This is a genomic window from Edaphobacter sp. 12200R-103, from assembly GCF_010093025.1.
Taxonomy (GTDB): Bacteria; Acidobacteriota; Terriglobia; order Terriglobales; family Acidobacteriaceae; genus Edaphobacter.
Map to the genome: position 1 here is coordinate 3,233,004 of NZ_CP048114.1, position 26,745 is coordinate 3,259,748.

General features: G+C 59.5%; 22 protein-coding genes. 9 read left to right on the forward strand and 13 right to left on the reverse strand.

The window, feature by feature from the left end:
- Positions 1-36: 36 nt before the first annotated feature.
- The 6 genes from GWR55_RS13480 to lpxC form a co-directional block, all read right to left on the reverse strand.
- Positions 37-1,176 (reverse strand): glycerophosphodiester phosphodiesterase family protein, encoded by a 1,140-nt coding sequence (locus tag GWR55_RS13480; RefSeq protein ID WP_162402718.1) that lies wholly within the window; start codon positions 1,174-1,176, stop codon positions 37-39.
- A 252-nt stretch (positions 1,177-1,428) separates the two neighbouring features.
- The gene (locus GWR55_RS13485) at positions 1,429-2,487 is read right to left on the reverse strand and encodes a hypothetical protein (RefSeq protein WP_162402719.1); all 1,059 of its coding nucleotides are present in this window, start codon (positions 2,485-2,487) and stop codon (positions 1,429-1,431) included.
- 242 nt (positions 2,488-2,729) lie between these two features.
- On the reverse strand, positions 2,730-6,140 hold the full coding sequence (locus GWR55_RS13490) for a TonB-dependent receptor (protein ID WP_162402720.1): 3,411 nt from the start codon (positions 6,138-6,140) through the stop codon (positions 2,730-2,732).
- A gap of 411 nt (positions 6,141-6,551) precedes the next feature.
- Positions 6,552-8,351 (reverse strand): hypothetical protein, encoded by a 1,800-nt coding sequence (locus tag GWR55_RS13495; RefSeq protein ID WP_162402721.1) that lies wholly within the window; start codon positions 8,349-8,351, stop codon positions 6,552-6,554.
- A gap of 472 nt (positions 8,352-8,823) precedes the next feature.
- A complete protein-coding gene (gene folK, locus GWR55_RS13500) occupies positions 8,824-9,291 on the reverse strand; it encodes a 2-amino-4-hydroxy-6-hydroxymethyldihydropteridine diphosphokinase (protein ID WP_162403986.1) in 468 nt (155 codons plus the stop codon).
- A 16-nt stretch (positions 9,292-9,307) separates the two neighbouring features.
- A complete protein-coding gene (gene lpxC / locus GWR55_RS13505) occupies positions 9,308-10,243 on the reverse strand; it encodes a UDP-3-O-acyl-N-acetylglucosamine deacetylase (protein ID WP_162402722.1) in 936 nt (311 codons plus the stop codon).
- Between the two features lie 147 nt (positions 10,244-10,390).
- Here lpxC and GWR55_RS13510 point away from each other — a divergent pair, with 147 nt between their 5' ends.
- Positions 10,391-11,524, forward strand: a complete 1,134-nt coding sequence (locus tag GWR55_RS13510; RefSeq protein ID WP_162402723.1) for a M20 family metallopeptidase — start codon at positions 10,391-10,393, stop codon at positions 11,522-11,524.
- A gap of 101 nt (positions 11,525-11,625) precedes the next feature.
- Here GWR55_RS13510 and GWR55_RS13515 read toward each other — a convergent pair whose 3' ends face one another.
- A complete protein-coding gene (locus GWR55_RS13515; protein ID WP_162402724.1) occupies positions 11,626-12,507 on the reverse strand; it encodes an NmrA family NAD(P)-binding protein in 882 nt (293 codons plus the stop codon).
- Positions 12,508-12,595: 88 nt separating this feature from the next.
- Between GWR55_RS13515 and GWR55_RS13520 the strand changes: the two genes are divergently transcribed.
- The 7 genes from GWR55_RS13520 to GWR55_RS13550 all read left to right on the forward strand — a co-directional run bounded on the left by GWR55_RS13520 (position 12,596) and on the right by GWR55_RS13550 (position 18,216).
- Entirely contained in the window at positions 12,596-13,222 is a 627-nt protein-coding gene (locus GWR55_RS13520) for a TetR/AcrR family transcriptional regulator (protein ID WP_238398410.1), read from the forward strand.
- 269 nt (positions 13,223-13,491) lie between these two features.
- Positions 13,492-14,046 carry an RNA polymerase sigma factor gene (locus tag GWR55_RS13525; RefSeq protein WP_162402726.1) on the forward strand — a complete coding sequence of 185 codons (555 nt, stop codon included), beginning with the start codon at positions 13,492-13,494 and terminating at the stop codon, positions 14,044-14,046.
- Positions 14,043-14,738, forward strand: coding sequence for a hypothetical protein (locus GWR55_RS13530; protein ID WP_162402727.1), 696 nt, complete (start codon positions 14,043-14,045; stop codon positions 14,736-14,738). The genes GWR55_RS13525 and GWR55_RS13530 overlap by 4 nt, the downstream gene beginning before the upstream one ends.
- Positions 14,735-15,487, forward strand: coding sequence for a secretin N-terminal domain-containing protein (locus GWR55_RS13535; RefSeq protein WP_162402728.1), 753 nt, complete (start codon positions 14,735-14,737; stop codon positions 15,485-15,487). Before GWR55_RS13530 ends, GWR55_RS13535 begins: the two co-directional genes overlap by 4 nt.
- Positions 15,488-15,628: 141 nt before the next feature.
- Positions 15,629-16,894: an aminotransferase class V-fold PLP-dependent enzyme gene (locus GWR55_RS13540; RefSeq protein ID WP_162402729.1), complete on the forward strand. Its 1,266-nt coding sequence runs from the start codon at positions 15,629-15,631 to the stop codon at positions 16,892-16,894.
- Positions 16,895-17,223: 329 nt separating this feature from the next.
- Positions 17,224-17,577 carry a YciI family protein gene (locus GWR55_RS13545; protein ID WP_162402730.1) on the forward strand — a complete coding sequence of 118 codons (354 nt, stop codon included), beginning with the start codon at positions 17,224-17,226 and terminating at the stop codon, positions 17,575-17,577.
- A gap of 30 nt (positions 17,578-17,607) precedes the next feature.
- Positions 17,608-18,216, forward strand: coding sequence for a dihydrofolate reductase family protein (locus tag GWR55_RS13550; RefSeq protein WP_162402731.1), 609 nt, complete (start codon positions 17,608-17,610; stop codon positions 18,214-18,216).
- A gap of 196 nt (positions 18,217-18,412) precedes the next feature.
- On the opposite strand, the gene GWR55_RS13555 is transcribed toward GWR55_RS13550, so the two are convergent.
- Entirely contained in the window at positions 18,413-19,486 is a 1,074-nt protein-coding gene (locus GWR55_RS13555; protein ID WP_162402732.1) for a Rieske 2Fe-2S domain-containing protein, read from the reverse strand.
- Here GWR55_RS13555 and GWR55_RS13560 point away from each other — a divergent pair.
- Positions 19,485-21,620: a phospholipid carrier-dependent glycosyltransferase gene (locus GWR55_RS13560; RefSeq protein WP_370521146.1), complete on the forward strand. Its 2,136-nt coding sequence runs from the start codon at positions 19,485-19,487 to the stop codon at positions 21,618-21,620. The genes GWR55_RS13555 and GWR55_RS13560 overlap by 2 nt on opposite strands.
- A 242-nt stretch (positions 21,621-21,862) precedes the next feature.
- Here GWR55_RS13560 and GWR55_RS13565 read toward each other — a convergent pair whose 3' ends face one another.
- The 5 genes from GWR55_RS13565 to GWR55_RS13585 form a co-directional block, all read right to left on the reverse strand.
- Positions 21,863-22,201, reverse strand: coding sequence for a cytochrome C oxidase subunit IV family protein (locus tag GWR55_RS13565; RefSeq protein ID WP_162402733.1), 339 nt, complete (start codon positions 22,199-22,201; stop codon positions 21,863-21,865).
- A gap of 122 nt (positions 22,202-22,323) precedes the next feature.
- A complete protein-coding gene (locus GWR55_RS13570) occupies positions 22,324-23,085 on the reverse strand; it encodes a cytochrome c oxidase subunit 3 family protein (RefSeq protein WP_238398411.1) in 762 nt (253 codons plus the stop codon).
- Positions 23,078-24,751, reverse strand: a complete 1,674-nt coding sequence (locus GWR55_RS13575) for a cbb3-type cytochrome c oxidase subunit I (RefSeq protein WP_162402734.1) — start codon at positions 24,749-24,751, stop codon at positions 23,078-23,080. Before GWR55_RS13575 ends, GWR55_RS13570 begins: the two co-directional genes overlap by 8 nt.
- On the reverse strand, positions 24,748-25,791 hold the full coding sequence (gene coxB, locus GWR55_RS13580; protein ID WP_162402735.1) for a cytochrome c oxidase subunit II: 1,044 nt from the start codon (positions 25,789-25,791) through the stop codon (positions 24,748-24,750). Before coxB ends, GWR55_RS13575 begins: the two co-directional genes overlap by 4 nt.
- A 9-nt stretch (positions 25,792-25,800) precedes the next feature.
- Positions 25,801-26,709, reverse strand: a complete 909-nt coding sequence (locus tag GWR55_RS13585; protein WP_162402736.1) for an SCO family protein — start codon at positions 26,707-26,709, stop codon at positions 25,801-25,803.
- Positions 26,710-26,745: the final 36 nt, after the last annotated feature.

Sequence of the window (26,745 nt, forward strand, 5' to 3'; positions counted from 1 at the left end):
TCCTTCAAGGAAAAACCTGCGCGGCAGATCTTTCGTTCAGCGTGCGCCTGCCGTCGCCCTCAACTGCTCTGGAACCCACGGACTTGTCAGCATCTTTGCCGGTCCCGTCAGGTAATACGTTGGAATCTTCGGGTACTGCTCCTCAACCAGGATCAGCGTGCGGTAGTCGAAGCTCTGCACCTCGGCCCGCTCCACCATGCCGCCCTTCACGATCGCCCCGCACAGCGCATTCACGAACGCCTGCGGCCCCACCGTGTGGTTCTTATGACCGTCATCCCCGGCGATTCCCTCGGGCATGATCTTCGTCTCGAGGTTGAACCGGACCCGCGCGGCGTTCGCCGCACGCTCCTTCGCATGAGGATCGTTCTTACCCGCACCGCTGCGGTAGTAATCCACATAGAAATTCACAAACCGGAAGAGCTGCGCCGCGTAGGTCGGAACATAGGGGCTGATCAGCCCTTCCTTCTTCGCAAAGGCCACCGCCACCGGCGACAGCGAAAGGTCGTTCTTCTGCTCCGGCCCGAAGTGCACCTTGTCGCAGATCAACGTCTTCTGGGCGTCCGTGCTGGAGATGTCCTTCGTGAAGACGCGGTTCTGCATCGTGTACGGCTGGCCGTCCGCGCGCCTGCAGCTCTCCGGGTTCAGAAACTGGTCGTGCCAGATCAGCGAGACGCCATCCGTCGTCACTCCCGTGTCCGTCTCGAGCGTGGTCACCAGATGGTCGAGCCCGTCTTCGAACGAAGGCAGAGTGTTCTCCGGTCTTAGTCCGCGGCCACCACGATGCGCCGTCACATCGAACTTCGCCAGCCGTTCACGCTCCTCATCGGACTTCGCCGCCGCCCGCTCTTCGCCAAGCACCTGCTGCAGCAGGTCGGGCCGGTCCGTAATCAGGCCGTCCACTCCCATGCGAATCTCCGTGCGCATCTTCTCCGGATCGTTCGTCGTCCAGGGCACCACCCTGAAGCCCTGCGCCTGCAACTCCTTCAGCGGGACCTCGCCGCTCAGCACGGTCGAATCCACCGGGGAGAGCACCGGCTTGCCTGCTCCATGCGCCCTCGCATGCGCCCACGCCTTCTCCATCAACTGCATGTAGGGATTCGCCACTGGCCCCTGAGCCTCCACCGCCACCACGGAGCTTACGCAAAGAACTACGCCGCCAAGAATTCGTCTCGTCATAAGGCGCAAGCATCCTACATCACCGTTACGTTAGCGTTAAAGCCCGGGGAATCCCGACAGTTAACGCGACGCATTCTTCGCCATTCCGAGAAAGCGGCAGCGAACAGAAATTGTTAGAGGCTCCGGCTCAACATCGCGCGAATAAGGTGCCATCCTGAGCGGAGCGCAGCACACAACGATCTGCCGCCTGTCTCCACGGTGGACGGCAGATCGCGAAGCCAGGCTCCCGGACCTGACTGGCTTGTTCTGAGATCAGAAGTGGTGCGAAAGCCCGATGATCACCGTATAGTCCGCGAAGAACGCATCTCCATTTGTCGTGTGGTATTTGATCTCGGGAACGCTCGGCGGCCTGTCTCTTCGCAACGCCCACGGCCCGTTCACCGAAAGCGTCGTGCGCCGCACGTTGACCATCAGCCCCGGATCGATCGAGATCACGCTTCCCGGCCTGCGGAACCCGTTGCTGTCGCCGATCAGGTCGCGCACCGGAACTCCCTCGCCTCTTGCTCCCAGGCTCAACGCCACACCACGCAGCTTGGGCAGCCCCTGCGAGATTCCCGCCCGGTACAGATACTGATCCGTGACCGACATCACACTCTGTCCCGGCTGGCTTCTGAACGTGACGACACCGTTCGTATCCCGCGGATTGAAGAGATACTGCGCCTGCCCATACAGGTCCGCCTTATGCCACAGCGACTTGTACCCCTGCGCTCCCAGCACCAGGCCCCAGCCTCCATCGCCCGGCTGCATCGACTGGTCCGCCGTCGCCTTCACCGTCTGGCCCTTATAGAGAGCCGAACCCGTCGCATTGTTGATGCCCGTCGGAATCTTCACCGACGCGCTCACAGCAACATCGCCTCCAAACTCGGTCGGCGGACGGAAGATCCATCGCTGCGCCCCCAGCGTGATATCGCCAACCCCGCTCACCTGGAAGACGCCTACTGGAGGGTAGATCTGGTTGCGCGTGCCGTCGAAGACCGGGATATCCGCGATAAAGCTCCACTGCGGTGTAAACCTGTATTCCACCCCGACATCGAAGATGTTCTGGTGATTGCGAACCGCGTTCGGCCTCGCAATCTCCCGATCGCCAACAAAGTACTTGTTCGAGTTGAAGAATCGATAGCCGACATCGACCGTCAGGTTATGGATCGACCATCCATACTTCGTTCCTCCATCCCAGGCCCTCACCAGCTCGTCCATCGACCGTTGATTGGAATGCGCAGCGACACAACCCTGCGCCAGTCCTTCTCTTCCTGCAACGGCAGCCACGACGAACGCTGCCGCAAGCCAGATCTGTCTTTTGTTTTTTGTCATCGATCTTCCTCGCAAAATATGGCCTCAAACACACGTCGGGATAAACCCGCACATTATTCTTTGGAACTGTCCCGAGCGAATCACTTTAGGACTTAAGCTCGTACTCGTCTTCCATCAAAAGGTGGAGATTTCTCTCCACCACACAAGCCGTCATCCTGGCCCTGAGCTTGTCGAAGGGGAAGAATCCCTGCCTTCGCCTGCACAGCCACAAAATTTGCTGTTGCCGGCAGTATGCGAGCCACTCAGAACGAGAGCCGCGCGCTTAACTGGATCTGCCTTCCGGGCGTGGTCACTTCTGTAATCGATCCGAATCCGGCAGTATTCACAAAGCGATTCGGCGTTCCCAGGTTCGTGTGATTGAGCGCGTTGAAGAACTCGCCGCGCGTCTCCAGCCGCAGCACCTCTCCTAGAGGGAAGCTCCGCACGACGCTCACATCGACCGTCTCCATGCCCGGCCCATATACGGTATTCCTGCCGGCATTGCCGAACGTATATGCGGGCGGAGCGGCAAATGCCGCCGGGTTGAACCATCTCACCGCATTGCGCGTCCCCGGCCCAAACACCGGCTTACCGGTCACATTGGCCCGCACCGGATTCTCACCCAGCGCAGTGCCCGCATTCGCCGTATCGCCAAACACCGAGATCGTCAGCGGGAAGCCCGTCTGAAGCTGAACAATCGCCGAGGTTCTCCAGTTTGAAGTGATCGAACGGGTAAACCCATTCCTTGCCCATCCTGGAACGTCATAGATTGCGCTCAGTACAAACCGGCTCCGCACATCGCACGCCGGTCCCTTCTCCGCTGCAAGGTCGTTATTATTTTGAGGAATGGAAGCCTCAAACATCGGCGATCGAAAATCCGGGGCATTCGACAGCGACTTCGACCACGTATAGTTCGCCAGCAGGCTCAGTCCCTTCGCCGCCCGCCTCCGCACATTCACGTAACCGGCGTCGTACCAGCTCTGCGCGGAGTTCTCGAGCAGATTGATCGTGCTCACGCCAAAGGTTGTGCTCGCCACCGGGACATTCGGCGGCAGCACGGTATCGGGCACGAAACTGATCTTGTTATGCGGCCTTCGCGGCTGAATTGCACCGGGCCCGGGTTGTGCATTGTTGATCAGATGCGCGCGCTGCAGATGCATCCCTCGCGATCCCAGGTACCCGATCTCGAGCACCGTGCTCTTGTCCAGGCTCTGCTCCAGCGATGCGCTCCACTGCTGGATGTACTGCGGCGAAGGCCGCACCTCCATTCCAGTAAAACTCACCACGGTTACGCCCAGCACAGCCGGTGCAAAATTGAACGTCGAAATCGACGGCGTAAAGTTATCGCTCTGGTTCGTCTCCGGAAACACATACGGCACGTTATGCCGCTGGTTGCACCACGTATTCATGTCCACCGGCGTATAAAAAATTCCATACGCTCCATGCAGCACCAGCCCCATACCAGGGATACTCTGCGAGATCCCCAGCCTCGGCGCAAAGTCCGCCCTGTTCGGATACATCAATCCTTTGGGATACCCATTCTGACCACCCACAAAGACGCTCGGCGTGCCATCCGGAGCGATGGTCAGGTTGCTGTTGGTGTAACGGATATCCACCAGCGCGCTCATGTACTCATAACGCACGCCGTAATCGACAGTCGTATTCTGCGTCAGCCGAAAGGTATCCTGCGCGTAGCCCTGTCCATACCACTGGCGCAGCTGCATCTGCGGAATCCCCTCCTGGCGTTGCCGAACCGCTGGCAGTCCCAGCAGAAAGCTCGCAACCGCCGAGCCGGTTCCGTTGTTGGCTCCGATGTCAGTCGTAAATCCATTCGTGAACTGATAGAAGCCACGGTTCTGGAAGAAGCCCCACATCGGCCAGATGAACTTCTGGTACACGGCGCCGAACTTCATGCTGTGCCGTCCCTTCAACCAGTTCACCGTATCGCGGCCTTCCACGATCGTGTCCCACGAATGCATCGGCGTCGCCGCAAAACTATCGCCCAGCGGGGAATAGCCCTGGAGGCTGAAGTACGGAGCACCCCAGGCCGCAGGCCCTCCATACCCGATCCCGGAGATCCCCAGCTGCCCCACGATGTCGTTCTTGTTCGCGCTCTCCGTCGTATGGTTCATACTCAGCCGGGAAACAGCCACCGTGGCCACGTTCAGCAGCGATGTTGTAAAGATGTGGCTGTAGGAACCCACGCCCTGCTGCGAAAGATTATCGTGCGGATATCCGAAGCCCGGCAGATTCTGCGGCATAAATCCATGTTCCGCGCTCAGGCTGTACCGAATAAAGCCGGTATCCTTCGAGCCGAACTGATGGTCGACCCGCGCGGTTCCCTGGTCGGTCTCATGCACCTCGTTCCGCACATCCAGGTAATTATTGGCATCGTTCCCAGCCCCAATGACCGTCGGCTGACCCATCATGGTCATCCCACCCATGCCGCCCATGCCATCCATCATGACGTTCGGCCTTGGTGTGTACTGCTCCAGCATCGTCACCGCCACAGGATTCATCCGTGACTTCGGAATCATGTTGTCAGGAAATGGCTGGCGTGTGAACTGAGGGTTCTGCTGGCTCACCGGAAGCTTTGGGTTATAGTTCGGGTTGGGCACCGTCGTAGCAGGATCGTAGATGGTCACGCCGCTCATGCTGAAGTCGCCGTTCACCTCATCTTCGGTCGGCACGGTCTCCGTCATTGTGTCAGCCTGCACGTGACGCAGCCCCTCGTAGTTCACAAAGAAGAAGGTCGTCTTCCCGATCGGCACAGGGCCTCCCAGAGAACCTCCAAAATTGTTCTGCACAAGATGTTTGGTCCCACCCATATCGTTGAAGGAGTGCGCGTCCAACGCCCCGTTGCGCAGAAACTCGTACACGGTTCCATGCAGCTTGCTTCCTCCCGACCGCGTGACGATATTTACCTGCCCGCCGCCCGCTCCACCCATATCGGCGGAGTAGCTTCCAATCTGAACCTTGAACTCCTGAACGGCATCGGGAGAAGCGCTCAGATTCTGCGTATTGAAAGTCGGATCGGTATTCGTCGCGCCATCCAGCAGAAAGTAATTCGCGTTCGGCCGATTGCCGCCCACACTGATCGCCGACCGCTGTCCCGGTCGCCAGTACAAAGGATTCATATCGCCGGTCTGTGCGCCATGGCTGACATGCGCTCCCGGAACCGTCAGCATCAGGTCCACCAGCATTCGCCCATTCAGAGGGAGTTGCGAAACCGAACGCTGGTCTACCACCTCTCCCACGCTCGCGTCCGCCGTCTTCAACAATGCCGCACTGGCTTCTGCAGATACGGTCTCCTGCGCGGGACCGACCTGCAGCATCACGTCCAGCGTGGCCTGCTGCCCTACCTCCAGCAGAACCTCACGCGTGGTTACAGCAAAGCCGCGGCTGGTGGCTTCAAGAACATAAGCGCCCGGAAGCAGCCCACCCAGTTCGTAAGCTCCCTGCGCGTCTGCCGTCGTCTCACGTTCCCGGCCTGTCTTCTCGTCGGTCAGCTTCACCGTCGCTGCGGGAACTCCCAGGCTCTGCGGATCCCTCACCGTACCGCGTACCGCAACATAATTGGTCTGCGCCCCGGCAAGCGTCGCAGTCAGACCTAAAAGAATCGCGGTCGCAAACAACCGTGTCCGTATCATGATGGCCTCGCAAAGAAAGTCCATCGGTCCCTGGAAAGAAGCTCTGCCTTGTGGCTTCAAATTCTGCAATGAACCGATCAAGGCATTCTTGCTCAATCAATCGAATGCCGCCTCCTTCTCATGAAGGAGAGCTATATCCATCTTTCGATGGAGGCGTTCCTCCTGAGCGAAGCTTCTCGCGGCTTTATCGCGAGAAGCGAGTCGAAGGATCTGCGTTTAGCCGGGGTGCCCCATCTTCGACGCGGTTTTTATCGCACCTCAGGTGGGCATTCGAGCGAAGCTCGAACTGTCTCACCACCAAAAAAGAAGAGGCGCTCAAGGCGCCTCCGGAGAGCGTTACATCATGCGAGTACCTTTATAGGGTTCCCACGAAGTTTCGTCATGGCCACAATGGCCCATCTTTTTCTCCATCTTTCGGTGGAGTCGCACCGGCTGCTATTCCCCGTCCGCCGTCTGGCCTTCCATCCAGGCACGCGCTGCCCTCAGTTGCGGCAGATCCGCATCTGCATTCGCCCAGGCATTCAGCAGATGCGCATAGTCTTTCGTCGCCACGGCCATGCGTCTTGCTCCGGCATCGGCCTGCGCCACCCCGTACAACGCAAATCCCGACTCCGGCCTCTGCTTCAGAGCAGTCTCATACGCCTGCTTCGCCTCGTCGAATCTTTTCGCAAGCAACAGCGCATCGCCGCGTGCCTCTTCCACCGGGCGGATGTAGAAAGGCGGCTCGCGATACCCCAGGTCACGCTCTGCTTCAGCCGCCTTCGCAAACGTCGCGCCCGACTGCTCCGCCTGCCCTTGCGCCAGCAGAACGCTCGCTCGCAGCTCCATCGCCGCTACATCCAGGTAGCTGTACACCGGCTTCGCCATCGCATCCTTCGACATCGACATGCCCAGCGGCATCTTCTCCACGTCTGCAGGCTTCTGCTTCACCGCCGCATCCAACGCATCGCTCCTCGCCTCCGCGGACTTCACATCGCCGCCATCCAGAGCCTCCATGCCCCGAACGTAATCCAGCATCGAAACCCGCAGCTCTTCCAGATTCTTCAGCGAGGCATCCTGCGATCCTCGCTCCAGCCGCTCCGCCGCGCTTGTCCATGCTCCCGCACGCAGCAGCACCGGAAGCTCCACGCTGATCCTCGTCAGCCCATCCCGCGGCGTCTGCCGGTACAGCGTCGGACCCACATCGCCGCGCGCATCGCGCAGCTTCTCCGAGATCTGCATCGCCTCATGAAACCTGCCTGCCTCCATCTCATCGGCGATCAGGTACATCAGGTTGTGGACATAGTTCCAGTCGTCCGCCACGCCCACCTTCTGCGTGCGCATGTACTCCTCGTCCACATGCATCGATGTAAGAAACGCCTCGCGCGCCGACTCGTAATCGCCCGTCCTGTAGAAGATATGCCCCGGCATATGCACCATGTGTCCCGACGCCGGAGTCAGCGAGCCAAGCTTCTTCGCGCTCTCCAGCGCCAGCTCCGGATGATTCCCCGGCTCGACCGCATGGATCCAGTAGTGGTTCGCCGCCGAATCGTCCGGGTGCTCCTTCAGGATCGACTGCAGAATCCTCTGGGCCTCTGCAGTGCCTGCACGCGGTTCCCCCTTCTTATCGAACCCGTCGCGCAACGACTCTGCCAGGAAGATTCGCGCCTGCACGTCCTTCGGCTCCAGCGCCACCAGCCTGCGATACAGCTTCGTCTCCGCTGAATCCACATGCGGCGCATCTTTGGCGGCATCGGCCTTCTTCTCCTGCGTGGCCGCCGGGTGCATCGCTTCGAGCGCCGCCTGATGCTCCGCTACAGCCGCCTCGATATAAAGCCGCTCCGCTTTACTGGCATGAGTCTTCAACGCAACCGCGTGGTCCAGCGCCTGCTGCCCCGCCGGAACATCCGCGCTGCGAAAGACCTCTGCCTGGTACAGCCCCCAGTAGCACATCGCGCACTTCGGGTCTGTCCGCACCGCCTGCTCAAACGCCCGCGCCGCCTCATAGTCCCAGAAATCATGGAGAAGGTTCAGACCCTGGTTGAACCACGCCTGTGCTTCATCGCTGGCCCTGATCTTCATCGAGCTGTTCCCGATGCCCGTCATCCTCACCGCAGCCGGCAACTGCTCCGGAGGGATCAGGCTCCCGCTGATTCCGGCGCCATGACACATCGACTGCTGCGCACTTGCACTGCCCATACACATCCCGGCAGCCAACCCGCCCAGCAGCAACGTCCTGCCGACACCACACCCCATAAAGCCTCTCGTCCGGAGCCTATGCCCTGACCTACCAGCATAGACTCCGGACGACTTTCTTCACCAGAAGAGCGAATCCGTCTGCACCTTCCGTTTACTTCAATGGCCATCCATCACAACCGCAGTGGGCCGGCGGGACACAAAAGCATCCCGCCGGCCCACTGCAATCTTCACGGCGCGGGCAGTGCCCGCGCCGGAGAGAACCAAAACAACACAGAGGGAGAGCACAATGCGACAGCCAGAAAGCGTGCAGAGATTCTGAAGATCCTACGGAGCAGACCACCTCGGCGAGAACATCCTATCGCCCCCGGGCAGGCGGCCAACCCTCATTGTCTCTTTTTGGAAAAAGCGATCTTCTGGAGAAGAACCATAGCAATCGCGGAGTTGAAAGCAACATGCCTCGAAAGAGGAATTCCGCACTGCTGAACAGCGGTATACGCTGGGGATAACCCTCTTTCCGGCTACATTCACTCTACTGTCCCAGCCGGCGCAGCATCTCCCCTACGCTTATTCCCAGTACGGGATGTACCCAGTCGGCGGCGATCTCCGTCAGTGGCTCCAGGACAAACCTGCGGTTCTGCATCTCCGGGTGCGGCAGCGTCAACTCCAAGGTGTTGGATACATGATTGCCGTAAAACAGCAGATCCAGGTCGATCACTCTCGGGCCTTTGGCGATCACCCGCTCGCGGCCCATCTCCTGCTCAATTGCCAGCAACACCCGCATCAGTTCCAACGGGCTCAGGGCAGTCTTCAAAAGCAGGGCGCCGTTCAGGAATCTTGGCTGGTCCGTATACCCCACAGGTTCGGTGTCATGGAAGGAGGAGACGGCCTCGACCTCGCCATAGCCGCGTAACCTCCGTATCGCTTCATGCAGGTTATCTGCACGGTCCCCGAATTGAGACGGAAGATTCGATCCGAGCGCAATCGCCGCCAATCCCATAACCACCAAAATCCGCCTAGACGGTTACGGGCCGCAACGGTGCAGCGGCCTTCTCAACCCGATGCTCCGCGACAGGATCGCCGCCATGGACGAGTTCCCCATGCACTAATTCCCAGGAAGAGCGGTCGCGCAGCAGCCGTTGCACCAGCGCCGTGTGCATCGCGTGTCCGGCGCGTTCGGCCACCACATGACCTTCAATGCGCCGTCCCGCCAGAGCCAGATCGCCGATCAGGTCCAGCACCTTGTGGCGCACAAACTCATCCGGAAAGCGCAGCGGGCCGTTCTCCACGCCCTTGCGCGAAAGAATAATGGCGCTCTCATCGGAGACGCCGCGGATCAGCCCCATGTTGCGCAGCATCGCCTCATCTTCTTTAAAGCCGAAGGTCCTCGCCGGTGCGATCAGCTTCGCGTAATCGCCCTCTGCCAGGTCCACCCGCATGGTCTCGTAGCCGATCGGCTCAGGAAAATCGATGGTGTAGTCGATGGCGTATCCCCGGCCCGGGTAGATGCCGATGAACTTGCCGGACTCCCGCACCTCAACTGCCTTCAAAACCCGCATGTACTCGCGCTTCCGCCGCTGCTGCTTCAGCCCTGTCTCTTCAAACGCGTAGATGTACGGCAGAGAGCTTCCGTCGAGGATCGGAACTTCGAGGTTATTGATCTCGACGATCACGTTGTCGACGCCGTATCCGATCAGGGCCGACAGAAGATGCTCGGTCGTCGAGATCAGCACGCTGCCACGCATCAGGCTGGTGGCATAACTCACCTTGGCCACGTTGCGTCCCGTCGCTGCAATCTCGAAGTTGTCCAGGTCGGTCCGCCGGAAGACGATGCCGGAACCGGCAGGAGCGGGAACCAGTCGCATCGACACGGGAGCCCCGCTGTGCAGACCTACTCCACAGAACTCAATCGCCGACTTGATCGTTCGCTCAAAACGAGGGTCCGATGCCACCAAATCCGGTCTCCGGTACAATCCGCTAGTTAGGCTACAGCAGGGTTACGAAATTTTAATGTGTCAAAAAAGACACACTCCAGATTGGACGCCAACGAAATCGACGCGTTATCGTGGACGATAAATAACCAAGGATCAATAACATAGATGAATATCCGGGACATCGCCAGCACAACCGAAGGGAAACTTCCGTGGTTCCTCAAGCACCTGGAGCAGCTTGTGCGGGTTGAAAGCCCAAGTGAAGATCCTGCTGCAGTTAATGCCGCCCAGGAGCTGACCTCCGGGTGGGCGGCTGCACTGGGCGGGAAGATAAAGCGTTACCCCCAGAAAAAGTTCGGTGACGTCTATGAGCTTCGTTTCGGACACACCCGCCGGCAGAAGCCTGTTCTGATCCTCGGCCATCTGGACACTGTCTGGCCGCATGGCACCCTGAAATCCATGCCCTGGCTTAATAAGGATGGAAGGCTCTCCGGTCCCGGGGTTCTCGACATGAAGGCTGGCGTCGTGATGGCGTTGACCGCGATCTCGGTCCTGAACGAGCTTGGTCTGCTGCGGCCCGTCACTCTTTTGCTGGTCTCCGAGGAGGAGATCGGCTCGCCCATCTCCCGGCCCATCACGGAGCGCCTCGCAAAGGAATCCTCCGCGGTCTTCGTGCTGGAACCGGCCCAGGGGCTGGCATACAAGACCGCCCGCAAGGGAGTTGGCCATTATGACCTGCACGTCACCGGCGTCGGCGCGCACTCCGGCGTGGACTTCGAGAGCGGCCACTCCGCCGTGCTGGAACTGGCCCGCCAGATCGATCGCATCGCCGGCTTCACCGATCTCTCCCGCGGCCTGACGGTGAATCCCGGGGTCATCTCCGGGGGAACGCGGTCGAATGTCATCGCGGCCGAGGCACACGCCGAGATCGACGTCCGCATTGCCCGCGCCGCGGACGAGAAGAGGGTCGACCGCCTCTTCCGCACGCTGAAGCCCTTCGACAAGGCCTGCAGGCTGACGCTCACCGGCGGCATCAACCGTCCGCCGATGGAACGCAAGGCCGGAACCATCGCTCTCTACAAGCAGGCAAAAAAGCTCGCCGCCGATTTAGGTTTTGCGCTCGACGAAGCCGCAACCGGAGGCGGCTCGGACGGCAACTTCACTGCCGCACTGGGCGTCCCCACGCTCGACGGCATGGGCGCCATCGGCGCGGGAGCCCACGCCGCCCACGAGCACATCCTCCTCGAGCACATCGTGTCGCGCACCGCTCTGCTGGCCGCCATGCTCGCCACAACCGAGTAATTTTTCTCGGAATCGAGGCGGAACGGTGAAGCTGCCCTTCAGCGCCTGGTTTCAGCACTCATCGCGATCTGTCCGGTTACAGATCGCGGCGAAGATCGAAGTCACGCCGGGCTCTCCTCTTTGAGTCCTTGTGCGAATGTTTCGATGTTCGTGGGCCCGTGAAAGGTTTCGGTTCCGGGATTGCCGAAGTGAATCCAGCCTGAGTTGAAGTTCTTCACCATCTCGATGTACAACCCGGTTCTGTCGGCGGGCATGCCCATGGCTTCCAGAACGCCCTGCCAGGCCTGCTCGGGCAGTTGCACCGCCTTCACCTCTCGCCCCAAGGCTTTGCCGAATGCCGCCGCCACCTCGTAGAGGTCCGTTCCGCCTTTCGGTCCATCCACTTCGATCACGCGCTCGCCCTTCCAGCTCTCCTGCAGAACTTTTGCGCCTGCCAGACCGATGTCCTGAGTGGCCACCAGGGGGAACCTGCGTTCGAGCGGGGCATAGAAGAATGGCATCTCACCGGTCGTACGGATGTGGTCCAGGGCCCCCAGCCAGTTCTCCATGAAGCTGCCGGCGCGCAGATACGCCACAGGGATCGGCAGCGTGCGCGTTGCCTCTTCCATCAGATGCGTCGACGTGATGAGTCCCAGTCCGCTCGGCTGTTCCGATCCGATGGACGAAAGAAAGACCGCCTTTCCGGGCTTTGTGCTCTCCAGCGCTTCACGGAAGGCCGCAATCGTGCGCCTCTGATCCGGCAGTCCGGGAGCAGGCGCGAAGTCCGGGGGAACCATCGCGAACACACCCTCAGATCCTGCGAATGCCTCTGCGAGGCCACGAGCGTCGTCGTACACCGACTCCACAACCTCCACTCCTCGATCCGCCCATGCCCTGGCCTTCTCCGGATTGCGGACGACTCCTCGCACCCTTTTGCCTGCCGCCAGCAGATTCTCTGCGATTGCTCCGCCTACCTTGCCCGTAATTCCCATGACCGTGAACATATCCGCTCTCCTCTTATACAAGTAGATACTTGTATTATCCGGTTGGATGCAAGTTTTTACTTGGTTTCTTTTCTGCGAGAATTGGCCTGTGACGGTTTTCGATCCAAAACGGAAACGGAACGCCCGGGGAGAACAGCGCCAGCAGAATCTGCTTCGGGCGGCGGCCTCGGTCTTCGGCCGCCTCGGGTATCACGAAACCACCACAAACGCGATTGCCCTGGAAGCAGACGTCTCTCCGGCTACGCTCTACCAGTTCTTCCCCAACAAGGAAGCCCTCGCAAGCGCGCTTGCTGCAATGTATGCACGCCAGATGGCCGATGCCGAACGAGCGCTCGATCCCGAATACGACCTGGCTTTCGATGACGCCATTCATAAACTGATCGATCTTTGTATCCGTTTCAATCGGGAGCATCCTGAGTTTCATACTCTCGTGGTGAATGCTCCGCTTTCAGATGCCGCTCGCAACGAGAAACAGGCTCTGGGGCAAGTCTTTGTGGATTTCATCGCGGAGCGTCTCCGGCACGAACGGCCAACCCTCTCTCAGGCAGAGGCGAGGCACCACGGACAGGTAGCTCTGATGATCTTCCGTGGGATTCTCGACGAACTCGTCACTGCCACTCGGAGTGCCCGTCCCCGCGTGCAGCAGGCCATGCACGATGCCATTCTGCGATACCTGAAACCAGTCTTGACGCCGGGAAAGACCAAGTCCGCCTGAAAGAAACTTCGCTCTGCCTATTCTTCTTCGGCCTGGGCTCGTCATCCTTGTACTTCTTTCCGAGGCAGCATGGACGCTACAGGCAAAATACAGGGATTCTTCCCCTTCGACTTCGCTCAGAATGACGGATGTTGGTCTGAATGACGGCCCTTCAGCGACTGCCTGCGGCACACTCCTTCTCCGAGACGACTTCAGCCTTTGAGGGCACGCATGTAAAAATTCTCCGAGCGAAGCTGCTGCTTCGCCGTCTGTCCTCCTAGATGGTTCCTATGGCATCAATCGAGGAATACAGCCTGGTGTTGCCGTCCACGCAGAGCGCCGCCTCAGAGATCGACCTGACTGCGCTGGTGGAGACCTACTCCGCATTGCTGTTCCGCGTCGCCTACTCCATGCTTCGCTCGCGCGCCGAGGCCGAGGACGTCGTGCAGGACACCTTCGTCCGCGTTCTCGAGCACCGTCGCACGCTGCCCGAGGTGCGCGAGATGCGTGTCTGGCTTGTCCGCATTGCATGGAACCTTGCCATCGACCGCCGCCGTCGCCGCCAGCCGGAATCCATGGATGCCGTCTTCGCCGAAGGCCTCGTCGCTGCCACGATCTCCGCCGAAAAAGCCCTCGATCAGTCGCAGCGCATTCAGGCGGTCCTGCGCGAGCTCGAAAGACTGCCGAAGACGGAGCGCCACATCCTGCTGCTCTGCTCACTGGAAGAGCTCGACAACCGCGAGATCGCCGCCGTCCTGGGAAGAACCGAATCTGCGGTTCGCGCCCTGCTCTTTCGTGCGCGAACCCGCCTGCGCAAAAGGCTTGAGAAGGGAGGAAGCCGATGAACCGCCCCGAAGAGAATCCTGTCGAGCCGAACCGTGTTGAAGACGCGATTCACCAGACCCTCGCCGGTCTGCGCGACGCTCCGGTTCCAGAAGGCCTTGAGCGTCGCATCCTGCACACGCTGGAAGATCGCGTAGCCGTGCAGACGCGCCCACGCCGTTTTACAAACCTTGCATGGGGGACAGCGGCTGCCTGCGGCCTTGCAACTATCGTTGCGGCGGCTCTCTTCTTCAGCGCTGGCCTCACTGCAACGCATCGCCCGGCAAAGCAGGAAGACTCCAACGCAACCCAACGGCCTTCGGAGAATCCTTCCAAAGAGAGCACCGCAACGGCTGTTCCGACAGTTCCCGATCTCGCCTCGACGGAGCAATCGGAGCAATCAAATCCGTTGCGCCCGCATCTTCGCCACGCTTCTGCTGCCGTTCCAGATCACGCCGAAGTTGCAGCATCCGGCAGCAGCCGGCCCGTCAATATTCCGCCGCCGCCGCTACCGCTCACGCACCAGGAGAGGCTGCTTCTTGAGATTGCGCATCGCCGCCCTCCCTTTGAGCTGGCGATGCTGACCTCCGCACAAAGGGAGGCCCAGGAGCAGCACGACCGCAACGAATTCGAACAGTTCTTCGGCCCAACCGAGGCAGAGCTCGAGACGGAAAGACTCAATAACTCCCAACCCTCTGAACAAGGAAAACCATGAGATTCTTCGCTGGAATTCAGAAAGCCGCGCTGGTCATGCTGATCGGCGTAACCACAGCATGGGCGCAGCCCGGATCGCGGAACGAGCCGGTTACATTTCAAACCTTCTATCTCAAGAACGCCACTCAGCAGAACGTTGAAAACGAGATTCTTACGGCTCTGCGCAATATAGTCGCGCCTGCAACGAAGATCATGCTGGTGCCATCACAGAATGCCATCCTCGTGAGCGGAACCCCGGATCAGGTCGAGTTCGCGCAAAAGCTTATTAATGACCTAGACAAACCGTTGCGGGCCTATCGCATTACCTACACCCTGATTGATATGGATGGCTCCAAACGGATTGGGGAGCAGCATTACACCATGGTGACGGTGCCAGGCCAGAGAGCGCAGATGCGGCAGGGCAACCGGGTGCCGATCATGGTCAACGATCAGAAGAGCAGCTCCGGAGCAGCCGCCGTTTCGTATGTCGATCTTGGATTGAACTTTGAGGCCACGCTCGACCATGTCGAAGATGGACTGAGCCTGAAGACGAAGGTGGAGCGTTCCAGCGCCGCTGAAGAGAGATCGAGCGCCGTTCCCCAGGACCCCATCATCCGCCAGTCTGTCGTCGAAGGCAGCTCAGTGATTACACCCGGCAAGCCCTTGATCATCGGCTCCTTCGATATTCTCGACACCACACGTCATCTCGACGTGCAGGTCGCGGTGGAACCTCTCTCGCCGGGGGCCGCCAAAAAAGCCGGCAAGCCCTGAAGGGCCAGACTGACAAACGTCGGCAGGCGCCAGGCCACTTCCCATTATCCGACTCATGAGCATTTGGACCGAGGGCACATGAGCGTAGTATCACCGTCAGGATTTGAAGACAGGAATTTCACTTCGAGGATGGTGTACGCGATGGCGGGATTTGGATTGAATCGTCGAGGATTTTTAGGGGGACTTGTCACGCTGGCCGGATCGATATTCGGCAGGCAGAGGCTGTTTGCAGCCACTCTTCCGCCGTCCAGCAAGCAAGGGCCTGGAAACGAGAAGATCACCGGGTTTGGGAACACTGGGAATGTCTACGCCGAGCTGGGGCTGACTACGGTCATCAATGCCCACCTGACAGAGACAGTGATTGGCGGATCGCTGATCCGTCCAGAGGCATTAGCGGTCATGGAGATGGCGGCCAAACATTTCGTCGTCATCATGGATCTGGAAGCGGCTGTGGGGAAGCGAATTTCAGAGATGCTGAAGTTGCCTGAGGGATATGGAGCCATCGTAACCTCAGGCGCGGCATCGGCGATCCAGAACGGTTACGCAGGAATTCTTACCGGGAACAACCCAACCTTTATTACCCAGATTCCGGATTTGACCGGGATGAAGTCAGAGGTGATCGTTCAGCGGGCGCACCGCAGCGAATGGAATCACCAGATTCGAACGACCGGGGCAAAGATTGTCGAAGTGGAGACGGTAGAAGACGTCCGCAAGGCCATTAACGAGCGCACCGCCGCAATGCACTTTCAGAACCTGAGCGACCCGGATGGGCAGATCAAGCGGGCTGATTGGTTGAAACTTGCGCACGACGCAAATCTGCCGGCGTTTCTTGATGCCGCTGCGGACGTTCCGCCGAAGTCCCGCCTGTGGGAGTATGCGAATATGGGCTTCGATCTGATCGCGTTCAGTGGAGGGAAAGCAATCAGGGGCCCGCAGACTACCGGCCTGCTGATTGGGCGCCAGGAGATGGTGCACAATACGCTGCTGAATATGAGCCCCAATGAGGACACGATTGGGCGTCCGGATAAGGTCGGCAAGGAAGAGATGCTAGGACTGCTCAAAGCCCTGGAGGTGTTTCTGGCTGAAGATCAGGATGCGGTGGATCAAGGACAGACAAAGCAACTCGACACGATCGCCGCCAAACTGTCAAAGATACCTGGAGTGACTTTCACGCGAGAAGTATCCCCCATCAAAAACCACTTTCCCTCGCTTCAGGTGCATCTGGACCCAGCTCGTTTTTCTGCAACACCTCGTGATATCGCAGCACAGCTTGCCGCAATGAAGCCTTCCATCGTGGTTGGGGGTGGCAAAAGCGCAATCGAGATGACGGCAATCGACTTGCAACCGGGAGAAGAAAGGATCGTAGCGGATGCGCTAGCGAGCGCTCTGACAGCCCATTCTGTCTGACATCGCACCTGGCACTGAGGTTTAGAGGAGCGAGAACTGGACGAGGAATGAGAAACGCATTTTTGTCTCCTGGCATCACTGACGAGAAGCCGACATAATCATTCCTCTCTTCCTCGATCGATGCGCCAGAGTGAGAGCGGCAGGAATAGCTCTCTCCTGGAGCGCGAAGAGCCTCCGTATGGCTGAGGAACGAAAAGGCAACTTCCGCTTCCAAACAAAAGTTGAGATCGAGTTAAATTTTCGAGCGGTTGTCGAAACCTGTTCTGGTCGTTCGTCGTTTTAGTACAGGCCGCCGATTAGCCCGCCTGCAGATCCTTCCAGGAGAAGCCATGCCGCAATATCTGGTTGCAATCCACCACCCCGACAACTACGACCCTTCGCTGGAGAGCGAACAGATGGCCCGCGATATCGATGTGCTGAACGAAGAGATGAAGGCAGCCGGCGCAAGGTTCTTCGCAGGCGGCCTGCAATCGGCGCCCTACGCGAAATCACTCCGTAAGCGGCCCGGTGGAGAGGTGGCCCTTACCGATGGACCCTACCTTGAGACCAAGGAACACATTGGCGGCTTCTGGATACTCAACGCAGCCAACATGGATGAGGCCGTGGCGTGGGGACGCAAAGCCGTCGCCGCCTGCCGCGCATCGGTCGAGGTGCGCGAGTTCCACGCAATGCCAACAGAATAGAAACTCCAACCCCGGAACACGGAGACTGAAATGAGAAAGCTCAAGATCACGGAACATATCTCGCTGGATGGCGTGATTCAGCACTCCGCCGATGGCGGCGACTTCCCCTACAGCGATTGGACGGTGCCTTATCGTACCCCTGCCGGCCGGGACGCCATCACGGCCGCATATGGCGAGGGTTTCGATCTGCTGCTTGGCCGTCGCACCTACGATCTCTGGTCGGGCTTCTGGCCAAAGGCGCCGAACAGCCCGATGGCGGACCGCATCAATGCGGCAAAAAAATACGTCGCCACCCACCGCCCGGAAAGTCTTGCATGGGGCCCATTCGAAGGCATTGGACCGGATCTCGTCGAGGGTGTTCGCCGCATCAAGTCACAGGAGGGTCCGGACTTTATCCTCTCCGGCAGCTCGACACTGACATCGGCGCTGCTCGAACACGGGCTCGCGGATGAAATCCTTCTGATCGTCTATCCGGTGCTGTTGGGCACGGGAAAGCGCTTTTTTGCGGAGGGAACGCCGGCGCACTCCTTCGAGCTTGTCAGCACGAAAGCATTTCCGTCCGGCATCATCATCAGTACTTACAGGCCCGGCGGCCCTTTGAAGACCGTACAGCTCGAAGACGCGAGGCCTTTCGGATGACACTTCTGGGACTTCAAGGAAGGTATCTCCCACGCCAATGCCCTATCCTGCGCAACCGTCATGATGCATCCCTGGGGACAATTGTGACCGGAGTGAGGTACATGTGGATATGCTCTGGATCCCCGACGCCCTTACTCCGTCTTCTTTGGTGGGAGGGCACATACGTCTACGTCTGCAGGAGGAGGCGAGCCTTCACTCAGCTACGCCAGTGGAGCGTAACCGGACCATCGAGTGGGTGCTCGCTGGTGCCCTTCAGTCGTGCCTGTTTCAACGCGAAGTACCACTTCGCCGGCTTGTCGGCATCGTCGATCAGCATCAGCCCGGGATGATATCGCAGCCCCTGGGCCTGCTCGATCATCGTCTGCTGATCCTGCCGAACGAAGCGAGCCCCGAAGAACTTCGCAATGGGGGTGACGAGCGGGACGTTGTAGAAGACATTCCACGCCGCGATGACGTCGATCCGGCAGGTGGAAGGTGTCACCGGAGTTACGGTCGTCAGGCTCGAAAACCACTTCGCTCCCGCGCGGATGGTCTCGTAACGGCGGTTCGGAAGCACGAAGTCGATGGTGGTCGTGATGGGTTCTCCATAGACTCCCAGCAGCTTGTATGGCGCCGAGTTTGCGCTGGGAGCGTGCGAGGACATGCGGAAGCCCTCAGGAATCGGCTCGAAATGCTTCTCTTTCTCATGAATGCTGGCGCGGCTGCGCCACCACCATGCCTGGTGCACGAATGGCCCATGCGCCGGGTCCATCAGACCGATGATGCCGTGATCGACATTGCAGGGCAGGTCCGCAACAAGATGCGCGCTGCGATAGCGGTCGGAGAACTTCGGCAGTTCCGGCACATCGGGAAGCTGTCTCGCGGAGCGGCCCGCGCCCGGCTCAGGAAGATAGACCCAGGCATAGCCGTCGCGCTCCTCGCAGGGATACGCACCGGCGTAAATCTTTCCGGGATCGAGCGTCTCGAATTGCGTCAGCGAGGGGATCTCCGTGCACTGCCCGCTGCAGGGCTCGAACTTCCAGCCGTGATATTTGCACTGCACGTTTTCGCCGTCGAACCAGCCGGCGGAGAGCGGAATACCGCGATGCGGGCAGAGGTCGCGCATCGCGAAGACGCGGCCATCGCGCTTGCGTCCCAGCACCAGGGGGACGCCAAGCAGGAGCGACTGCGTCATCTTGCCGATGCGCAGCTCGCTGACACGCAGAGCGGGGTACCAGTCACCGAAGATCAGCTCTGCCGGAGGTCCGGCAGGCATCGGCTGTTCCACCATGCTGCTACGGCTCCTCTCTCTGCTCTGGATAACCGGGACGCATATTCCACTCCATCATATAGTCGCCGCCCGCAGCCGCATTGTCGGTACGCTGGTAGCCCGGTACTCTGGTAGCGGGAGCGGCGCTTCTCCATCCTTCTCCCCGAACGATTGGACACCGATCGCGTTACCGAAGAAGGCTCCCCCGATCTCTATGGATAATGCGCGTCTCAAACCAGGACCTCTCCGGACACGCCTCCTGCTGGCGCTGCTGTGGTTTCTGTTCTACGGAAGCTATACCCTGCTGACACCTCCTCTGCTGGACGACGCCGACTCGGTGCATTCGGAGGTCGCGCGCGAGATGCTGGTCCGCCACGACTGGACGACGCTGTACGCCAACGGCATTCGCTATCTGGAAAAAGCGCCGCTGCTCTACTGGTCGATGGCGACGAGCTTCAAGGCCTTTGGCGTAAGCGCCTCCGCCGCAAGGCTTCCTCTGGCCCTGACGGTGCTTGCGCTGGCGTTCGTGCTGGAGTCCTTCGCTCGACGGGCCTTCGGTCGCGGGAGCAGCCCCGCCGAGGATCAGGAAGGCATCCGGGCCGGGCTCTACAGCGGTCTTATTCTGCTTTCGAGCTTCGGCATCTTCATCTTTACGCGGATCATGATTCCTGACGTGATGGTCTGCCTCTGGCTCGCGGTTGCGATCTTCTGCTTCTGGCTCACGGAGCAGAGCGAGCGCCCGGGTGCAATCGCCTGCTACGGCTTTGCCGCATGCTGTGCCCTGAACGTCCTGACCAAGGGCCTGATCGGAATCGTCTTTCCCGTCGGGATCGTTCTCGTGTATCTGCTGGCAACGCGCGGCTGGCGGAGAACCTTCGCGCATCTGCGTCATCTTCACCCGCTGGGAAGTCTCCTCGTCTTTTTATTGATCGCTGCACCGTGGCATATTGCCATTGGGCTGGCGAACCCCACGCAGGGGCATCCCGGCAAAATTATCTTCAGCCACGGCCATTGGACCGTGCCTCAGCCCACTGACGGCAACGTGCATGGATGGACGTGGTTCTACTTCGTCAACGAGCACCTGCTGCGCTACCTGAACCTGCGCGTGCCGCGGGACTATGACACCGTGCCCCTGCTGCTCTTCTGGGGGCTGCTGCTGGTATGGATGATGCCGTGGAGCGCCTTCGCCTTCAAGGCGCTGGGAATGGTTCCGTGGCGAAGAGCCATGCGCCGTCAGCCGCTGGACCGCCGGCAGTCTACCCTGCTGCTGTTGGCGATATGGGCAGCGCTGCCCATGCTCTTCTTCTCCTTCTCCACACGGCAGGAGTATTACGTTCTTCCTTCGCTGCCCGCGCTGATCCTTCTGATCTCCGCCTGGCTGAGCCGCGAAGCTGCGGAAGCCGACAGTTTCGAGGTTCCCAACCGCCTGGTCACGGCGGGACAACGAATCTCATGGGTGCTGCTGGCCCTTGGGACCCTCGCTTCCTTTGCTGCGCTCTTCTTTCTCGTCTCCAGCAGGACGCCCGCGCCAACCGCCGATCTTGCGAATCTGCTCCAAAAGAACCCGGGAGACTACGCTCTCTCCTTCGGCCACTTCCTGGACCTGGATTCGCAGGCCATGGGGGCCTTTCGCCGCCCGCTGGGCATGACCGCCTTTGCGCTGCTTGCAGGGATGACGGCAAACTTCCTGCTGCGGCGCGCCTACCGCCCCCACGCTGCGAACCTGTGGCTGGCAGGCGGAGCCTTCGGCTTTCTTCTCGCCGCGCATCTCGGGCTCCAGATCTTCTCGCCGGTGCTCAGCTCAAAACGGCTTGCAGATGCGATCGCCCCCGTGCTGAAGCCGGACGATACCATCGTCATTCACGGGGAATACGAGGCGGGAAGCACGCTGGGGTTTTATCTCGAGCGCGACGATATCCATATCCTCGACGGCCGCAGCTCAAACCTGTGGTACGGCAGCTTCTTCCCCGATGCTCCGCATATCTTTGAGAACGAGGCGTCGCTGAACCAGCGCTGGAAGGGGAAACGGCGCGTCTTTCTCTGGCAGGACACAAGCCAGGCCCTGCCAGACATGGATGGAACCACGTATCTGGTCGCACGCAGTGGAGGCAAGGAAATTCTGAGCAACCAGCCCAACGGAAGCAGCTCTCGCTAGGGGTGTCGCTGTCAAAGAGCCGTCATTCTGAGCGACGCGAAGAATCCCTGTATTCTGCCGGAGCAGCGTAGACGCTCCAGGAAAAATACAGGGATTCTTCCCCTTCGACTTCGTTCAGGGTCAGGATGACGGGTTGGGAGAGGACGCAGGAGGAAGAACATCTCTCATTGCAGGCAAAAAAAGGCGGCCCGTGGGCCGCTCTATCGTTTGAAACAACTTGCGTTTGAAACAACTCGTAATATCTACCAGCGGCCCCAGGCGCGGCTGATATAGTCACTCAGGCTCAGCACCACCAGAATGAGGAAGGTAAAGAAGCCCGATGCAACGGTCATCTTGATCAGCTTGGACTGAAAGATGACGTGCATGAAGAACAGGATTACAAGCATCCCTTTGATGCAGGCAATCGCGACGGCAATAATCGGATTCAGGATGTGGAGGTCTACAAAGGCGGCGGCGACCGTAAGTCCTGTAAGGATCAGCAGAGCGATGTAGATTGCGATGTAGGTTCCCGGCTGAACAATGCGGTGTTCCGCGTGCTCTGGATTCGTGATGTTTGCCGGGTCATGGTATTGAGACGACATGCTCTTCTCCTTGCGGGTGCGGCGGAACTGGCCATTTTCTGAAGCCCGATTCTGTTCTCTTCAACCTGCCGCCGGAGCAGGTTGAAGAGTTTTTCATGAAGACAACTGCCTTCAGACCAATGCTATGTTCCCGGGTGTCGGTTGATCAGGTAAAGCAACGGGAACAGGAAGATCCAGACAATATCGACGAAGTGCCAGTAAAGACCGAAGTTTTCAATTGGAGCCACGTAGCCGGAACTGAAGTCTCCCCGATAAGCCCGGACCGTGAGCCAGGTCAATAGAACGATTCCGATGATCATATGCAGGGCATGCATACCGGTCATGGCGAAGTAGAGCGAGAAGAAGACCTGTGTCTTCTGCGCCATGTCCGGGGAAAGCGGCTCTTCGGTGGGCTTGTGGGTCTTCGGGTTCAACGGAGGATTGACGAACTCCGAGATGTCGAAGCTGGCGCCGGGAACGTGATGCTTCTCAAACTTCTCCGTATATTCCACGCCCTTGATGCCAAGGAAGATCAGGCCGAAGAAGTTGGTCAGCAGCAGGAAGATGACCAGCAGTCCCCGCTTGCGCACCTCGGCTGCCCACACGCCCAGCGCCATAAAGAAGCCGGAGGTGATCAGGATGGCCGTGTTGGCCGTTCCCAGCGGGATGCTGAGCTGGTTCGAGCCCACCACGAAAGCCGGGTTGTACCAGTTGCGATACAGCAGGTACGCAAAGAACATTCCACCGAAGAACATGATTTCGGTGAGCAGGAAGAGCCACATGCCGAACGTTCCGGCCTCACGCTGCTGCTGCTCCGTCTCGAAGTGATGACGGTGCTGGGGCAGGGCGGCGTGATGATGCTCCTCTGCGTCTATCTCGTGTGTTGCTACGATCGTGTTATCCAACGGTCGTCACCTCTTGTTCCGTCTTTTGAGCGAGCCACTCGAAGTCGTAAGCCTCGAAGTCGACGATCGGCGTCTCGATAAAGTTCTCTGTCAGCGGAGGCGACTGAATCTGCCACTCAAGGCCAGTAGCCTGCCATGGATTGTTTCCGGCGATCGCGCCATACTTCAGCGACCAGGCCATGTAGATCATCGGCATCAGGAAGCCGATGCCCAGAACCGTTGCGCCGGCAGTGGAAAGCACATTGAGCACCTGGAATTCGGCCGGATACGCATGGTAGCGGCGAGGCATGCCCAGGTAGCCCAGGATGAACTGCGGCATGAAGGTCAGGTTGAACCCGATAAAGCTGGTCACCGCCGAGAGTTTCGAGATCGACTCCGGATACATGCGGCCCGTCATCTTCGGCCACCAGAAGTGGAGGCCGCCCAGGAAGGCCATCAGCATGCCGCCCACCATCACGTAGTGGAAGTGAGCAACGATGAAGTAGGTCTCCGTCAGGTGAATGTCCATGCCGAGGGCCGCGAGGAAGACTCCCGTCAGGCCGCCGATGGTGAACAGACCGATGAAGGCGAAGGCGTAGAGCATCGGGGTCTCAAACGTGATCGACCCCTTCTGCAGCGTGAAGGACCAGTTGAAGACCTTGATCGCCGAGGGAACCGCCACCAGCATGGTCAGCAGCGAGAAGACCAGGGCGGAGTAGTTGGAGACGCCCATGATGAACATGTGGTGTTCCCAGACGAAGAACCCGAAGACCGCAATGGCCACCGAAGAGAACGCCACCGCCGTGTAGCCGAAGACGCGCTTGCGGCTGAAGGCGGGGATGATCTCGGACATGACGCCCATACCCGGCAGAATCATGATGTACACGGCCGGATGGGAGTAGAACCAGAACAGATGCTGGAACAGCAGAGGATCGCCGCCCAGGCTCGGATCGAAGACGCCGATGTGAATCGTCCTCTCAAGGACAACCAGGACCAGCGTGATCGCCAGAACCGGCGTGCCGAGCACCATCATGATCGATGCAGCATAGTTGGACCAGACGAACAGGGGCATCCGGAACCAGGTCATGCCGGGGGCACGCATCCGGTGGATCGTCACGATGAAGTTCAGTCCCGTAAAGATGGAGGAGAACCCTGCCACGAAGATCGCCAGGCCCGCCGTGACCACGTGCGTGTTGACATAGTGGGTCGAGAGCGGCGTGGTAAAGGTCCATCCGGTATCGACACCGCCCATCACCAGGGCCGCCAGCGTCATGACGCCGCCTACCAGGTAGAGATACCAACTGAGCAGGTTGATCTTCGGGAAGGCCAGATCCTTGGCACCGATCATGATCGGAATCAGGAAGTTTCCAAGCGTCGCCGGAACCGAAGGCACCAGGAACAGGAACACCATGATGATGCCGTGCATCGAGAACAGCTTGTTATACGTGTCCGATGCGACCAGATCGGGTTGGGGCGTCAGCAGCTCCAGGCGGATCAGACCGGCGAAGGCTCCTCCGATAAAGAAGAAGAACGTGATCGAGATCAGGTAGAGCATCGCGATGCGCTTGTGATCGCCCGTAAGCAGCCAGCTGAGAAGACCATCTTCCGCATTGATATAGTTCTTCTTCGGAATGGTCGCCGTCCTCTGGTCCGGAAGGTTGACGATGGTTGAACTGGTTGTACTCATGGCTTCACCACCCCTGGCGTCATGGGCGCCGCTTGGTTGGACTCTGACGTGGTCAGCGTTTGCTGCACGCGATAGTTTGTCTTGAGGGACTTCAGGTACTCCACCAGACTGATCAGGCCCTCTTCACTGATCTGCCCCTGGTAGGTAGGCATAATAGGCGCATATCCGGCGGTAATATGCTGCGACGGATTCAGAATCGCGTCTCGAAGGTAGGCTTCGTTGACCAGAACCTCGGAGCCGTTCGTCAACCGCAGCTTGGAGCCGTAGACACCCGCAAGGCTGGGGCCGCGAGCCGCCGCATCGCCGCTATGGCAGGCATTGCATCCCATGCTGGCGAAGAGGCGCTCCCCGTTCTGCGCCAGCGACATGCCGCTGGTTGAACTCTCCGTCCACTTCTTGTAATCGTCCGGGGTCAGCACCGTGACCTCTCCGATCATACCGGAGTGCTTGGTCCCGCAGTACTGTGTGCAGAAGATGTGGTAGGTTCCCGGAGTCGTCGCCTCAAACCATACCGTCGTATAGCGGCCGGGGATGACCTCGCGCTTCACCCGGAAATCCGGGATGGAAAAGCTGTGGAAGACGTCCTGCGAGATCATCGTCAGCTGAATGGGAACGCCCATCGGGACATGCAGGTTGTTGATCTCGTGCTGGCCGCCAGGATGCTCGGCCTTCCACATCCACTGCTTGCCCACCACGTAGATATTCATGGCATTGGTGGGGGGATTATAGATTCGGAAGTAAAGCAGGGCGCCCCACACGAAGCAGACCAGGAACAGCGCCAGAGGGATGATGGTCCAGGTCGCCTCAAGCAGCGTGGAACCTTCCACCTGCGTCGCAACCGGGCTGCGGTCCTTGCGATACCGGATGGAGAAGCCAAAGACAAGCGCGCCCACCAGCACCAGGCCCACACAGGTGATCAGCAGCAGAAAGAAGTAGAGCGCGTCGGTGTAAGGCGCAATCGTCGACGCCTCGCGCGGAAAAAGCGCCGAGTTCGTGAGCCACTTAATCAGAAACTGCCAGAGTACGGGACTGATATGCATCGTTACCCTTTATCCATTCTCTTTCTTCGTCAAATCGTTCTCGCGCGCAAGCTTTATGTCCCTGCGGAACATCACAAACATGAAGCCGCCCAGGCCAGCCATGGTCACCAGGCCACCCAGCTGAACCACTCGCGCAACAATCAACGAATGCTTGTTGGTCTGGGGATCATAGTGATAGCAGTAGGTCAGGATGTTGGCGACAGGAGATCCAATCTTGTTTCCCGAAGCCTCGACGAGACCCAGCAGGATGTCCTTGGGCGAATACTCCACGCCAAGGTAGTACTGAGCCAGCTTGCCGTCAGTGGTCACCACCTGGATCGAGCTGGCATGCGCAAACTGCGACAGCTTGCCGTCTGGGCCGGGAACCCGCACATAGCCAAACCCCGTCGCGTCCGTCAGGCGGTCAATCGAAGCCTTCTGCCCGGTGAGAAAGTGCCATCCATTGGCCGTCTCCGGGCGCCCATATCGCTTGACGTAGTAGGCCTTCTTCTTCGCGGCCAGCTCCGGCGTTTCACTGGGGTCGATCGAGACCACGATCACATCGAAGTCCTTGCCCGGGGTCAGTTTCACCATCTCAAGCGCGCCCGCGAGGCCATCCAGCTCCTCCGAACACAACATCGGACAGTTGTAGTAGACCAGGGTCAGGATGGCCGGATGCTTCCCGAAGTAGTCGCCCAGCCGAACCGTCTTTCCGGTATCGTCCACAAACTGTGCATCCAGCGGAAGCTGCTGGTTGAGCTTCTGGGTAATGCCTACGTGCTCGAGCACCTTTGGAAGCTCATCCCCGGCGTTCGGGCCAGCCTGCTTGTCTCCATACCCGGAGACCTGGGCAGCCAGAGGCGTGCACAGCAGCGCGCCGCCAAGCACGGCTAACGCCGTCGCCCGCCACGATCCCCGCATTGTGCCCTGTTTCCTCATGTCTGCCTCCCGGGATGCTCCCCGTTCCTCGTCCCT

Coding starts and splice junctions, on each gene's coding strand:
- GWR55_RS13480 (WP_162402718.1), bottom strand. CDS start 1,176: ATGACGAGACGAATTCTTGGCGGCGTAGTTCTTTGCGTAAGCTCCGTG.
- GWR55_RS13485 (WP_162402719.1), bottom strand. CDS start 2,487: ATGACAAAAAACAAAAGACAGATCTGGCTTGCGGCAGCGTTCGTCGTG.
- GWR55_RS13490 (WP_162402720.1), bottom strand. CDS start 6,140: ATGGACTTTCTTTGCGAGGCCATCATGATACGGACACGGTTGTTTGCG.
- GWR55_RS13495 (WP_162402721.1), bottom strand. CDS start 8,351: ATGGGGTGTGGTGTCGGCAGGACGTTGCTGCTGGGCGGGTTGGCTGCC.
- folK (WP_162403986.1), bottom strand. CDS start 9,291: ATGGGATTGGCGGCGATTGCGCTCGGATCGAATCTTCCGTCTCAATTC.
- GWR55_RS13510 (WP_162402723.1), top strand. CDS start 10,391: ATGAATATCCGGGACATCGCCAGCACAACCGAAGGGAAACTTCCGTGG.
- GWR55_RS13515 (WP_162402724.1), bottom strand. CDS start 12,507: ATGTTCACGGTCATGGGAATTACGGGCAAGGTAGGCGGAGCAATCGCA.
- GWR55_RS13525 (WP_162402726.1), top strand. CDS start 13,492: ATGGCATCAATCGAGGAATACAGCCTGGTGTTGCCGTCCACGCAGAGC.
- GWR55_RS13530 (WP_162402727.1), top strand. CDS start 14,043: ATGAACCGCCCCGAAGAGAATCCTGTCGAGCCGAACCGTGTTGAAGAC.
- GWR55_RS13535 (WP_162402728.1), top strand. CDS start 14,735: ATGAGATTCTTCGCTGGAATTCAGAAAGCCGCGCTGGTCATGCTGATC.
- GWR55_RS13540 (WP_162402729.1), top strand. CDS start 15,629: ATGGCGGGATTTGGATTGAATCGTCGAGGATTTTTAGGGGGACTTGTC.
- GWR55_RS13545 (WP_162402730.1), top strand. CDS start 17,224: ATGCCGCAATATCTGGTTGCAATCCACCACCCCGACAACTACGACCCT.
- GWR55_RS13550 (WP_162402731.1), top strand. CDS start 17,608: ATGAGAAAGCTCAAGATCACGGAACATATCTCGCTGGATGGCGTGATT.
- GWR55_RS13560 (WP_370521146.1), top strand. CDS start 19,485: ATGCTGCTACGGCTCCTCTCTCTGCTCTGGATAACCGGGACGCATATT.
- GWR55_RS13555 (WP_162402732.1), bottom strand. CDS start 19,486: ATGGTGGAACAGCCGATGCCTGCCGGACCTCCGGCAGAGCTGATCTTC.
- GWR55_RS13565 (WP_162402733.1), bottom strand. CDS start 22,201: ATGTCGTCTCAATACCATGACCCGGCAAACATCACGAATCCAGAGCAC.
- GWR55_RS13575 (WP_162402734.1), bottom strand. CDS start 24,751: ATGAGTACAACCAGTTCAACCATCGTCAACCTTCCGGACCAGAGGACG.
- coxB (WP_162402735.1), bottom strand. CDS start 25,791: ATGCATATCAGTCCCGTACTCTGGCAGTTTCTGATTAAGTGGCTCACG.
- GWR55_RS13585 (WP_162402736.1), bottom strand. CDS start 26,709: ATGAGGAAACAGGGCACAATGCGGGGATCGTGGCGGGCGACGGCGTTA.